Annotated in this window: 10 protein-coding genes and 1 tRNA gene; 6 read left to right on the forward strand and 5 right to left on the reverse strand. The window is 68.4% G+C overall.

Translation table 11 applies throughout. The annotated features are described in order from the left end of the window. Nucleotides 1-143: 143 nt before the first annotated feature. Nucleotides 144-443, reverse strand: a complete 300-nt coding sequence (locus ACWIGU_RS11840) for an ATP-binding protein (RefSeq protein WP_454400533.1) — start codon at nucleotides 441-443, stop codon at nucleotides 144-146. Nucleotides 444-804: 361 nt separating this feature from the next. Between ACWIGU_RS11840 and ACWIGU_RS11845 the strand changes: the two genes are divergently transcribed. Next, nucleotides 805-1,512 (forward strand): TetR-like C-terminal domain-containing protein, encoded by a 708-nt coding sequence (locus ACWIGU_RS11845; RefSeq protein ID WP_454399846.1) that lies wholly within the window; start codon nucleotides 805-807, stop codon nucleotides 1,510-1,512. Nucleotides 1,513-2,213: 701 nt separating this feature from the next. Here ACWIGU_RS11845 and ACWIGU_RS11850 read toward each other — a convergent pair. The 3 genes from ACWIGU_RS11850 to ACWIGU_RS11860 form a co-directional block, all read right to left on the reverse strand. Further along, nucleotides 2,214-2,546, reverse strand: a complete 333-nt coding sequence (locus tag ACWIGU_RS11850) for a hypothetical protein (RefSeq protein ID WP_454399848.1) — start codon at nucleotides 2,544-2,546, stop codon at nucleotides 2,214-2,216. Between the two features lie 206 nt (nucleotides 2,547-2,752). After that, the gene (locus ACWIGU_RS11855; protein ID WP_454399850.1) at nucleotides 2,753-4,825 is read right to left on the reverse strand and encodes a hypothetical protein; all 2,073 of its coding nucleotides are present in this window, start codon (nucleotides 4,823-4,825) and stop codon (nucleotides 2,753-2,755) included. A 64-nt stretch (nucleotides 4,826-4,889) separates the two neighbouring features. After that, nucleotides 4,890-5,282, reverse strand: a complete 393-nt coding sequence (locus ACWIGU_RS11860; RefSeq protein ID WP_454399852.1) for a hypothetical protein — start codon at nucleotides 5,280-5,282, stop codon at nucleotides 4,890-4,892. A gap of 340 nt (nucleotides 5,283-5,622) precedes the next feature. On the opposite strand from ACWIGU_RS11860, the gene ACWIGU_RS11865 reads away from it, so the two are divergent. Continuing rightward, nucleotides 5,623-6,264, forward strand: coding sequence for a hypothetical protein (locus ACWIGU_RS11865; protein ID WP_454399854.1), 642 nt, complete (start codon nucleotides 5,623-5,625; stop codon nucleotides 6,262-6,264). Between the two features lie 108 nt (nucleotides 6,265-6,372). Here the strand turns inward: ACWIGU_RS11865 and ACWIGU_RS11870 are convergent. Beyond that, nucleotides 6,373-6,444 (reverse strand) — tRNA-Cys (locus ACWIGU_RS11870). Nucleotides 6,445-6,657: 213 nt separating this feature from the next. Here ACWIGU_RS11870 and ACWIGU_RS11875 point away from each other — a divergent pair. The 4 genes from ACWIGU_RS11875 (at nucleotide 6,658) to ACWIGU_RS11890 (ending at nucleotide 12,422) form a co-directional block, all read left to right on the forward strand. Further along, entirely contained in the window at nucleotides 6,658-8,163 is a 1,506-nt protein-coding gene (locus ACWIGU_RS11875) for an MFS transporter (protein WP_454399856.1), read from the forward strand. A gap of 294 nt (nucleotides 8,164-8,457) precedes the next feature. Beyond that, nucleotides 8,458-10,263, forward strand: a complete 1,806-nt coding sequence (locus ACWIGU_RS11880) for a DEAD/DEAH box helicase (RefSeq protein ID WP_454399858.1) — start codon at nucleotides 8,458-8,460, stop codon at nucleotides 10,261-10,263. Between the two features lie 412 nt (nucleotides 10,264-10,675). Beyond that, on the forward strand, nucleotides 10,676-11,317 hold the full coding sequence (locus ACWIGU_RS11885; protein WP_454399860.1) for an IclR family transcriptional regulator: 642 nt from the start codon (nucleotides 10,676-10,678) through the stop codon (nucleotides 11,315-11,317). A gap of 307 nt (nucleotides 11,318-11,624) precedes the next feature. Continuing rightward, the gene (locus tag ACWIGU_RS11890; protein WP_454399862.1) at nucleotides 11,625-12,422 is read left to right on the forward strand and encodes a S16 family serine protease; all 798 of its coding nucleotides are present in this window, start codon (nucleotides 11,625-11,627) and stop codon (nucleotides 12,420-12,422) included. Nucleotides 12,423-12,430: the final 8 nt, after the last annotated feature.

Consider the following 12,430-nt stretch of genomic DNA (forward strand, 5'->3'; position numbering starts at 1 on the left):
GCGAACGTCATCCCCAGTCGGGCTTCCGTCGGGCAGCGCCGGGGGTTGGGGGAGGTTGGGGAGGGTTCTCTCCCGGGTTTATTGGTTTTGACCGCGTGACCGACCGGGTATTGGGCTACCGCGTCGTGAAGACCTCGATGTGGTCAGGACGGCTTTGATGATGCCAATTCGGCCCATACCGTCTTCGTTGGGGGTGGGTCCAGCCTCGTACCCCAGGCGTCCGCCAATGCCTCGACCAGGAGCAGGCCGTAGCCCGGCTCGCGCGGCATTGTGTCTCCTCGTGCGTCCGTCACCTCGATACGCAGCGTGTCCGTCGGTGTGAGCGTGAGTGTCAGGCGGAAGTCCCTGCCCGGTACGCGGCCGTGGGTGATCGCGTTATTGGCCAGTTCGGCTACTAGTTGCTCCGCCATCAGCTGGAATCCACGGTCATGATCGTGCCGCAGCCGGAGTGCGGGCCGCTCCTGAGCGGGGCCTTCTTGCCCGCCACCACGCGGCCCGAGCCCGAATCCTCGCACTTGTCGTCTGGTCACCGCGGTGGGGCCCTCCGCCTAGGGCATGGCACCGCTGCCGCGCGGCGGTGCCGGCGCGGCAGCGGTGGTGATGTCCCCCGTTGTTCGAGGCGCAGGCCTTTTGGCCTGCGCCTCGCGTACCCCCGTACTACCTTGCGCGACGACGCTCTAACGCTCGCCACCGCGCATTAAGGTGCCCTCACGTTATCGGGCGACACGGCTGACGGAAGGTGCTGAACCGGGAGGAATGGGCCGGACCGCACGTGAAGATCCGGTGCCTATTAGATTGGCGTCGATGACTGAGCGACCACAGCCCGGCGCCGCCCGTCCGGGCGGGCGCACGGCCCGCACCCGCGCGGCCGTTCTCCGGGCCACTCTGGAGGAGCTCGACGAGACCGGGTTCGGCGGGCTCACGCTCGACAAGCTCGCGGCGCGTTCCGGTGTGCACGTCTCGACGATCAGGCGTCGCTGGCGCAGCGTCGAGGGGGTCGTCGTCGATCTGCTGGCCCAGCACAGCCGGACCATCCACACTCCGGACTCCGGTGAGTTCCGGCAGGACCTGTACGAACTGGCCCAGGCCATCGCCGACTTCCACGCCATGCCGCGTAGCCGCAACCTCATCGAGGCCGTCGTCGCCGCCGCCGCGCACGACCCCCGTATCGCGGAGATCGTCCGTGGTGCCTTCACGGCGCGGACCGAGGTCGTGACGCAGTTGGTGCGGCGGGCCGTCGCTCGGGGCGAGGTTCCTCCGGATACGGATGCATACGAAGTCATTGCTGCGCTGAGTGCGCCCTTCTACTACCGGCTCCTCATCATGCGCAGCGCCATCGATGCGCGCCTGGTCCGTACGAGCGCCGAGGCCGCGTATCGGGCGGCTTGTGGGGGTGTGTTCGGTGGCGCGGCTGGTGATGCGTCCGGTGATGTGTTGGGCGACCCGTCTGGTGGCTCATCCGGTGGCCCGGGTGGTGGTCCTTCCGGTGGCGGGCCTGGTGGGGGTGAGTGACCGGGCTGACGGTCGACTCCAGCCGGATCGGCGTGGCCTCGCGGCGCCGCCCGCACGACTCGTTCATGGCGATGACCAGCGCAGACGTGTGTGTGACGGTCGCGCGCCGGGCGTGCAGATCGAGCAAACTTCGGCTATCTGAGGGCACGCATCCGCCGCCGTGTACTTACTCTTGAGTAAGAGGGCCGTCCAGCTTCCCCCGTGGCTGGGCGGCCCTCATTCCGTTTGCGGAAGCCCGGTGATCATTCAATGGCCGCACCGTGGATTTGCAGTGGTCCAGGCCTATGGTGTGGCGGCACTGCCGCGTCACGGGGGTGGCAGGAGTGGTCGGTGGGGCCCCGTATCTGACACGGGGCCCCGTGCGACCGGTCGTTAGGTTCGCTCTGCGCGGGGAGGTTCACTCCGCGGGTGAGAGGCTGCCTGGCGCGCCGACGGGGGCGGGGTCGCTGACTGCGGGTCTCGGCGGGGTCGTACTTTGGGAGTGCGAACTTCGCGGAGAGAGGACGGTAGTGGTGACGACAGGTGAGCCTTCAGGTCGCCAGGATCCGGCGGCCGGACCCGAGCCGCGCTCTTACGAGCCGGGCCCCTCCGCGGGGAAACTGCTGCTGTTCGTGGCGGTGTTCGTCGCGTTCGCGGTGATTGTTGTGGGTGGGGGCGTCATTCTTGCGGCTGGGGGATGACGCGTCGCATGCGCTCGCTCGTCAGGGGTGAGTGCAGCCCACGGTTTTCATGGTGGCGGGCATGTAGGCACGCATGAACGTGGTGATGTCGCTCTTCAGGTGCGGCACCTTGCGATCGTGGGCCAGTTTGAGGGCCAACGTGAAGTACTCGATTTGATCCCCTTGGCATCGCGTTGTGGCGATCGCTCCGTCATCGCCAATTGCGGCTCGATCCGCCAAGTTCATGCGCTCTGGATCCCATAAGCCCGTTACGGAGTTATTCGGTGACGCGTACTTCAAGGGGTCGATGGAATCCGTATGCCATGTCAAGGTGACGTCAAAGGCCTCGGCATTGTCGACGGAAACGGTGCACACGTCGTGCCCCTTGCCGCCCCATCCTGCGGTGCGCCACTCACTGACTTTCCCTGTGGACCTGAGTAGCGGCTTGGTGATCTTTGGGGCGACTCCTGTTCCGCAGATCTTCTTTGGGATCTCTGGCTGTGGACCACTGCAAGCGGCAAGCGAGAGCAGGGGAACGCAAGTCAATGGTGCTGCGAGTCTGATCAGGGTCCGGGTGAGTTTCACTGGTTCTTGTCTCCTGACACGCCCCGAGCGCAGTCGACTCCCGCCGTTGCAGCTTGGTTGATCTCATTCTGGGAACCGTAAGCTGAGTCGTCGTCGGTGCCGTGGACCTTGCGCCACTGCTCTGCGATGGCCGTCAGCTGCTCGTTCCGGTCCCTGTAGTGGGCGATGTTTTCGTCGGCGGCCTTGTCGTCCAGCTTCTTCTGCTCGTCGGCGAGCCATCTGTCCGTCACGTAGTCAACTCCGGATTGAATTTCGTCGCCGCCTACGGGGATATAGCCGATGGCCTGATCGACCACCCACTTGTGCTTGAACTCCGCGGTCTTCGGGTCTCCGGCAGATTCAACTCGAGCTTGCTCAAGGAACCCCACGGTTCGGCCTGCTTGAATCAGTGAGTCGTGAGGATACTTTTGGTGCGGTTCGTGAATATCAGCCACCATGGCATGGTTGATGCCACTGTTCAGTGCCGCATACGACCCCTGGTCCTTGGATACCTGCTTCACGACCTCGTAGAGCTGGTCCTGCGCCAGCGGTGCCTCGTTCATGTCGATTGCGCCGGCCGCCGCATGCACCGTATCCCCATGATTCACCAGAATCTTCGCCATAGGCTCCCGCAATGACGCCGGGAACTTGTCGCCCTCATCCGCCAGGTACTTCAGCGACGACTTGAACACCTTGTTGTTGTCCGCGGAGTGGTCCACGTACTTCGCGTTCGGGTCCGATGGGTCCAGGCCCGTCGCTCCCGCCTGGAGCGCCGCTGCGAAGCCCGCGTGGGTGTCCGTGTCGAGGGACGGCGTGTACACCGTCGCCTTCGGCGTTTCCTCCGTGTGCAGCGTGATCTTCCAGTCGCGGTCGTGCATCAGGTACTTCATGCGGTCGTCGTCTTTGAGGTAATGCGCGGCCGTGGCGGGCTCGTGGCTCATGACGCCGAGTACTCCGTCGACCGGGTCGTTGGCGAACCACCCGTCCTTCTTCCCGCTGTATTCGCCCTTGAGGTCCCAGATATCGGGGTTCTTCTTCTCGGCCTTGATCATGTCGTCGCCGAGGTCCTCCAGGAAGTCCCGCCCGTACCCGTCGCCGTGCTGCATGAGCGTGACCAGTGACTGGTATCCGCGGACCTTGTCCAGCCTGGCCGCCTGGAATTCGGTCTCGTAGCGCGCGACGCCCGCCCTTCGCATTTCCGTCCGCCAGTCCTTGTACCACGTGGAATTGGGGTTCTTGGTGGCCGTCGCGAGGGAGTTGGCGAGGCCCGTTTCGAGGGATGCGTAGTCCGCCGCGTGCCGGGGGTCCGTCACGTGGGCGAGATCGCCCAGGTTATTGGTCAGGCGGATCGTGCCGCTCGGGCCCAGGCTGTCCAGAAGGGTGCGACTGAATGCCGGGTCACGGCTGTTGTCGCGCAACGAGCGTTGCAGTTCGGCCATTTGGTGAGGCGTGAGTCGCTCGCCGTTGGCGAGCTTGCGGGCGGATTCCTTTGCGACGTCGACCTCGTATTGTTCGATGTCGCCCTTGGCGCGGGAGTTGAAGCCGTTGCCTGTACCGTCGGTGAGGTCGGAGTCGAAGACCGCTGCGCTCAGTGCGATCTCAACGCCCGTATCGGCGTCCCCTACCGCGCGCACCGCCTTGTCGATGCGCCCCTGCCAGGATTCGACCGCCCTGTGAACCTCGGCCCTGCTGCCGGGGTCGTGCATTGCCGAGCCGGACTCGCTCGCGGCCGCGCGTTCCTCGTCGTACGCCACCACTCCCCGGTCCGAGACCTTTATGCCGGCCTTGACTGCTTCCTGGCGTTCGGACTTGAGGTGGCCGCGCAAGGTGGCGAACTGCGCGTGAGCATCCCGGAGGAGCGAGGCGATCGCCTTCGCTTCCGTCTGGGCGTTCTGGAATTCGTGGAGCGTTACGTCGAAACGTTTCCCGGCCGCGTCGGCGCTCAGGCCGGTCCAGGTGGACGGGGACGGTGGGCCGGGCGTGATGCCGTGCACATCCCGTTTGTATTCCGTCTCCCGCTTTCCGAATTCCTTCGCCATACCGTCCCAGCGGTCGGCCGCCGTGGTGAGCGTGGCGAGGTCGGTGGTCATGATCTCGTGGTACGTGGGCATGGGTCGGTCCTCGTGCGCCGGTCGGGGGCAGGTCGTACGGCGGTCAGTAGCGGTCGAGCGATGACGACGTCCGGACATGTGCCCCTACCCCGAAGTCCGTCCCCTGGAGAAGCGCCGTGGTGGCGCGCAGCGACACCTTCTCCGAACTCAGCCTGTTCATAAGGGACTTCACCTGATCCCCCCAGGCCTTGTGCGCCTTCTTCAGGGCCGATGACGTGACCCAGCCGTGCCCGTCCTTCGCGTCGAACGCCCTGACGGCCGCCCCTGTGTCGTCATCCGCCCACTCGCCTGAGCGGCGCGTGTCGGGTTCGATGTGGTTCTCGATCGCCCGGGCCGCGGCGCGCTTCCGCGCCGGCGACGAAGCGAGGTTCTGCTGCCCCTGAGCAGGTCCGATGACCATGGTGTTGATGTCCTCCCCGTGTGTCCGTGCTCGCATCCCGCACCCCTCGCTCAACTCTCAACTCTCTTGAGACGAGGCGGGATTCTGGGCAACGACGGACCCGACGCGCTGGTCACCCCACGTCCGGGTGATGGGCGGTGCAGCCCAGTAATGGGGCGGGTGACGGGCGGCCCGTCGTGGGTGACGTGTCCGGTCGACCTTGACGGCGTGGCTCGATGCCAGGAACGGTCGACTGGCGAGAACGTGACGCGACATATACGGCGGCCAGAGAGGCAGGTGTCAGCGATATCCAGGCGAAGAGCATGGCCACTACTGCGTCCGAGTAGGTGAAGGACAGCTACGGTCAGGGTCAGCAGTAGGCGGCAGGGAAGGTCTCATGCAAGACATAGCTTCAGAGCCGGAACGTGCGGGCTGGCGCAAGGGGGTTGTCGTTCCTGTTGCATTGATCGTGGCATTGCTGGCCGGATTCGGCGTCTGGAAGTTCTGGCTGTCCGACGACCCGCTCGTTGCTGTGCCCGACCGCGTGTGTTCGCGGTCTCTGCCCGGTGATTCGCTCCGGCCACTGCTGCCGGAGCGAGGGGAAGCCTTCGAGGAGTACGCGTTCGACTTCTCGCCGCGGGGATCGCTGTCAGCGCCCGGCAAATGTGTTCTCTCGGGTGGCGGAAAGTCGGTTCACATTGGCTACTACATGATCTTTTGGCCCGACGGGTACAGGAAAGAAGATGTCGATCGGGACGCCAGGAAGCCGGGGAATCTGCCCGTCGGTCTTGGGAAGGCCAAGGGGTATGTGGAGGGCCGCGCCGTCAAGCTCTTTGTGAACTGCCCCCGCGTCAACGGGCACGACGGCCTGCTTCAGGTAACTGTCAGTCTGGGAGGCGAGAGCGGGAAGCTGAAGGATCGGCCCACCATGGCGAGAGTCGCGGCACTGGCGGCGGACAGCGCGCGAGCCCTGGGGCAGCGGGTGGAAGGCTGTGGCAGCGCGACTCGCCTCCCTGATGGGGTGCCGAGTATCGGCTGACACGGCGTAGGGCGGGCGGTCGCCGTGGTGTCGCCGGAACGTCTTAGGGGTGGCCCACCAATGGTGGGCCACCCCTAAGGCTGCGGCTCAGCTCCGTTGAGCTGGTCGAGGCCGTGACCGGAATCGAACCGGTGTGCTTCGCTTTGCAGGCGAATCCCTAAACCACTCGGGCACACGGCCAACTGAGTTCGGAACAAATTTCGTTGAACCCGATGTCTTGACCGTACGGCCCGTGGGCCGCCGCGCCAAGAGGGCCGCGTGGGGCGCAATGTGACTGCCACACGGCGTTCATGGTGGGCGGGGCGCGTACGAGGAGTCGTACGACCAAGGGACCAGGGGAACGAGGACCATCGACAGGGGTCAATCGGTGTCGTGCCCCTTACTCTGAAGCCCATGACCGATCTGGAACCGTCCGGTGTCGGAGGCGATGTCGCCCGGGACATCGCCTCCGACATCCCCGCCGACCCCGGTGCCGAACTCGCCGCCGGTCTCGCTGCCGACGTCAAGACCGGCGAAGCCGTGCTCGGGCGCGGCTATCGCGCCCTCAGCATCGGCATCGTTTCCGTCGTTCTGCTGATCGCGTTCGAGGCCACCGCCGTCGGGACCGCCATGCCCGTGGCCGCGCGTGAGCTCGACGGGGTGTCGCTGTACGCGTTCGCCTTCTCCGCCTACTTCACCACCAGCCTCTTCGGCATGGTGCTGTCCGGGCAGTGGGCCGACCGGCGCGGGCCGCTGGCGCCTCTGGGGGCGGGGATCGCGGCGTTCGCGGCCGGGCTGCTGCTCGCCGGCACCGCGGCGTCCATGTGGATGTTCATCGCCGGGCGGGCCGTGCAGGGGCTGGGGGGCGGGCTGGTCATCGTGGCGTTGTACGTCGTTGTCAGCCGCGCCTATCCGGAGCGCCTGCGGCCCGCGATCATGGCCGCCTTCGCCGCGAGCTGGGTGGTCCCCTCCGTCGTCGGGCCGCTCGCGTCCGGCGCCGTGACCGAGCACCTCGGGTGGCGGTGGGTGTTCATCGGGATCCCCGTGCTGGTCGTGTTCCCGCTCGCGCTCGCCCTGCCGCAGATCCGGCGCCGCGCCTCCGGGCCCGCCGAGGGCGCCGACCCGGGCGCCGTCGACCGGCGCCGCATCCGGCTCGCTCTCGGGATCTCCTTCGGCGCCGGGTTCCTTCAGTACGCGGCCCAGGACCTGGCCTGGGTGTCCCTTCTCCCCGGCGCCGTGGGCGTCGCCCTGCTCGTGCCGGCGGTGCTCGGGCTGCTGCCCCGGGGCACCTACTGCGCCGCCCGCGGGCTGCCCGCCGTCGTCCTCCTGCGCGGGGTCGCCGCCGGATCCTTCATCGCGGCCGAGTCCTTCGTGCCGCTGATGCTCGTCACCCAGCGCGGGCTCTCGCCGATGACGGCCGGGCTGTCACTGGCGGCGGGCGGGGCCACCTGGGCGCTGGGCTCGTACGTGCAGTCCCGGCCGGGCCTCGAGCCGTACCGGGAGCGCATGATGGCGGGCGGGATGGTCCTGGTGGCCGCGGCCATCGTGACCGCGCCGAGCGTGCTGATCCCGGCCGTGCCGGTGTGGATCGTGGCGGTGGCGTGGGGCTTCGGGTGTCTCGGGATGGGCCTGGTGATCTCGTCGACGAGCGTGCTGCTGCTCCAGTTGTCCGCGCCGGAGGAGGCGGGGGCGAACTCGGCCGCGCTGCAGATCTCGGACGGCCTCTCCAACGTCGTCCTGCTGGCCGTGGGCGGCGCCGCGTTCGCCGCGCTCGGGGGCGGAGCGGTGGGGGCCGGGTACGGCGCCACGGCGGCCGGCGGCTCGCATCCGGCGGCGTTCGCAGCCGTATTCCTGCCGATGGCCGCGGTCGCGCTGGCGGGGGCGTGGGTGGCCACGCGCGTACGGGCCGAGCGGCGCTGACGGACGGGTGCGAGGCCCCCGGCATGACGGGTGCGGGGCCCCGGCATGACAGGTGCGAGGCCCACCGCACGACCGAAGTGAGGCCCACCGCACGACCGATGTGAGGCCTGTCGCATCCAGTGCCCGAGCCCCCGAGTCTGCCCCGGGAAGTGAGGGGCCCACCGGTAGGGTGGCCCGGTTGTCGTACGTACCCGACCGCTCCGATCATCGCCCCGTACCGCTTCTCGTCGCCCCGTCCCCCTACGCGTAACCCGCCTCGTCGCCCCGTTCCCGCGCTCGTCGAACCCGGAGACCGTGACTACCACCGCCGCCACCGCCTCTTCCGTCTCCTCCCACCACCTCTCACCCGCCTTCCCCGGCCGCGCCCCCTGGGGCACCGCGGGCAAGCTGCGTGCCTGGCAGCAAGGGGCCATGGAGAGGTACCTCCAGGAGCAGCCGCGCGACTTCCTCGCCGTCGCCACCCCGGGCGCCGGCAAGACGACGTTCGCGCTCACCCTCGCGTCCTGGCTGCTGCACCACCATGTCGTGCAGCAGGTGACCGTGGTCGCGCCGACCGAGCACCTGAAGAAGCAGTGGGCCGAGGCCGCCGCGCGCATAGGGATCAAGCTGGACCCCGAGTACAGCGCGGGTCCGCTCAACAAGGAGTACCAGGGCGTCGCCGTCACGTACGCGGGTGTGGGCGTGCGGCCGATGCTGCACCGCAACCGCAGCGAGCAGCGCAAGACCCTCGTCATCCTCGACGAGATCCACCACGCCGGCGACAGCAAGTCGTGGGGCGAGGCGTGCCTGGAGGCCTTCGAGCCGGCGACCCGCCGACTCGCCCTCACCGGAACGCCGTTCCGCTCCGACACCAACCCCATCCCCTTCGTCCAGTACGAGGAGGGCAGGGACGGCATCCGGCGCTCCTCCGCCGACTACACGTACGGCTACGGCAGCGCGCTCGGCGACGGCGTCGTGCGGCCCGTCATCTTCCTCTCGTACAGCGGCAACATGCGGTGGCGCACGAAGGCCGGCGACGAGATCGCCGCCCGGCTCGGCGAACCCATGACCAAGGACGCCATCAGCCAGGCCTGGCGTACGGCCCTCGACCCGCGCGGCGAGTGGATGCCGAGCGTGCTGCGCGCCGCCGACCAGCGGCTCACCGAGGTCCGCAAGGGCATCCCGGACGCCGGCGGTCTCGTCATCGCCGCCGACCAGGACTCCGCCCGCGCCTACGCCAAGCTGATCCGGGAGATCACCGGCACAAAGCCCACCACCGTCCTCTCCGACGACACCGGTGCTTCGAAGCGGATCGACGACTTCTCGGCGAGCAACGACCGCTGGATGGTCGCCGTCCGCATGGTGTCCGAGGGCGTCGACGTGCCCCGGCTCGCCGTGGGTGTCTACGCGACGACGATCTCGACCCCGCTCTTCTTCGCGCAGGCCGTGGGCCGTTTCGTCCGTTCACGGCGGCGCGGCGAGACCGCGTCCGTCTTCCTGCCCACCGTCCCCGACCTCCTCGGCTTCGCCAACGAGATGGAGGTCGAGCGCGACCACGTGCTCGACAAGCCGAAGAAGGACGGGGAGGAGGACCCCTACGCCGAGTCCGAGCAGGAGATGGACGAGGCGAACAAACAGGAGGACGAGGACACGGGGGAGCAGGAGCAGTTCTCCTTCGAGGCGCTCGAGTCCGAGGCCACGTTCGACCGGGTCCTCTACGACGGTGCCGAGTTCGGCATGCAGGCGCACCCGGGCAGCGAGGAGGAGCAGGACTACCTCGGCATTCCCGGGCTCCTCGAACCCGACCAGGTGCAGATGCTGCTCCAGAAGCGGCAGGCCCGGCAGATCGCGCACAGCAAGAAGAAGCCGGACAGTGAGGCCGATCTTCTCGAGATGCCGGCCGAGCGGCGGCCCGTCGTCTCGCACAAGGAGCTCCTCGAACTCCGCAAGTCGCTGAACGCGATGGTCGGGGCGTACGTACATCAGAGCGGCAAGCCGCACGGCGTCATCCACACCGAGCTGCGGCGGGTGTGCGGGGGGCCGCCGAGCGCGGAGGCCACGGCCGGGCAGTTGCGGCAGCGCATCGCGAAGGTCCAGGAGTGGGCCACCCGGATGAAGTGACGTCCCTCAAGGGGCGTTGCGCGGGGCCTCTGTGACCCGTGGGGTTCATGGGGGCCCGCGGCGGGCCGGGTCGCGCGTGCCGGGAATCGTGTGCGCTACGTGCAGACGTGGTGCACGCTCCGTTGGTCACCCCCCGCGTATCGGGGCAATCGGTACAGGTCAGGATAGTTACTGCCCGGATTCTGGACGGAGTCTTCCGCTGAGCGGGACGACCTCGCTACATTCCCGGCAACGCACACGCCCCGTGGCAGAGCCGCCGCGGAGCGCAGCCGGTGCGCCATGCGCCTCCGCCCGGGACCATCCGAACCGGGTCGATTGCCGACCGGCGGCCTCTGACGCGCGTCGCCCACGGGACCGGCGTCGCAACCGCCGCGGAGGGGGCCGCCGCCTTCACCACTAAGGAGTGGGCGTCGTGACCGCGGAGACCTCCCAGACGCTCGACCGGGGACTGCGTGTCCTCAAGCTGCTCGCCGACACCGACCACGGACTGACGGTCACCGAGCTGTCCAACAAGCTCGGCGTGAACCGCACCGTCGTGTACCGCCTGCTCGCCACGCTCGAACAGCACGCCCTGGTCCGACGCGACCTCGGAGGGCGGGCGCGGGTGGGGCTCGGCGTGCTGCGCCTGGGCCGCCAGGTGCATCCGCTGGTACGGGAAGCTGCGCTGCCGGCGCTGCGGTCCCTTGCCGAGGACATCGGGGCCACCGCGCATCTCACGTTGGTCGACGGCTCGGAAGCGCTCGCCGTGGCCGTCGTCGAGCCGACCTGGACGGACTATCACGTGGCGTACCGGGCCGGTTTCCGGCATCCGCTCGACCGGGGGGCCGCGGGCCGCGCCATACTCGCTGCGCGGCAGGGGCTGGTGCCTGAGCCCGGTTACACGCTGACCCACGGGGAGCTGGAGGCCGGTGCCTGTGGCGCCGCGGCGCCGCTGGTGGGGGTGGGCGGGCTCGAGGGGAGTGTGGGGGTCGTGATGCTTTCGGACTCCGTCCCTGAGCGGGTGGGGCCGCGGGTTCTTGATGCGGCGCGGGAGGTTGCCGACGCGTTGCGCTAGGCGCGCTGCGTGCCGGTTATTTGTGCGGGGTATCAGTGCCGGGCGGTTTGCGCAGTTCCCCGCGCCCCTTGTCGGCGGTCCGTTGTCTTCTGCGGGTTCGTCTCGGCTGGGTGCGCAGTTCCCCGCGCCCCTGAGTGAAGCGGTCCGTTGTCTTCTGCGGGCCGGGTGTGGCTGGTCGCGCAGTTCCCCGCGCCCCTTGAACGACCGGTTCGTTGTTGGCTGCGGGGCGGGTGTGGCTGGTCGCGCGGTTCCCCGTGCCTCTATGGGGCGCCCTCGTCCCGTGTGTCCCTCGCGTTAGATTGGGCTCGTGCTTCTCTCTCGGATTTCTCGGCCCAGGGCCCTTGCCGTGTGTGCTCTGCCTGTGGTGGCTCTGCTTGCCGTGGCGGGGTTTGCGCCGTTGCCGTTCGCGCTGGCGCAGCCCGGGCCGACCACCGATGTGCTCGGGGATTCGAAGGGGAAGCCCGTCATCGAGATCTCCGGGGCGCCCACCCGGGAGACCACGGGGAAGCTGCGCATGGTGACGATCGTGGCGACCGGGCCCGACGCGGACGTGAGCCTGGGTGACGTCGTCGACAGCTGGTTCCGTACGGACCGTGCCGTCATGCCCCGCGACGCCGTGTACCCCTCGGGTGACTCCACCAAGGAGATCGAGCAGCACAACCTCGGCGAGATGAAGAAGTCGCAGGACTCCGCGACCGAGGCCGCGCTCGGCTTTCTGGGCAAGTCCCCGGACGAGGTGAAGGTGAACCTCCAGCTCGCTGACGTCGGCGGGCCGAGCGCGGGGCTCTTCTTCTCCCTCGGCATCGTCGACAAGCTGGACGGCAACGGCAGCGGGGGCGATCTCACGGGCGGCCGTTCCATCGCAGGTACGGGCACCATCACCTCCGGCGGGAAGGTCGGCGCCGTCGGCGGGGTGTCGCTCAAGACGCAGGCCGCCTGGCGCGACGGCGCCAAGGTGTTCCTGGTGCCGAGGGCGGAGTGCGGCGACGCCAAGGCCGAGGTGCCCAAGGGCATGCGGCTGATCCCCGTGACGACGCTCCGGGGCGCGGTCTCGGCGCTGACGGCCCTGGACAAGGGTGACGGGAGCAAGGTCCCCAGCTGTTAGACCCAGGG

The organism is Streptomyces sp. NPDC055400 (genome assembly GCF_053644375.1).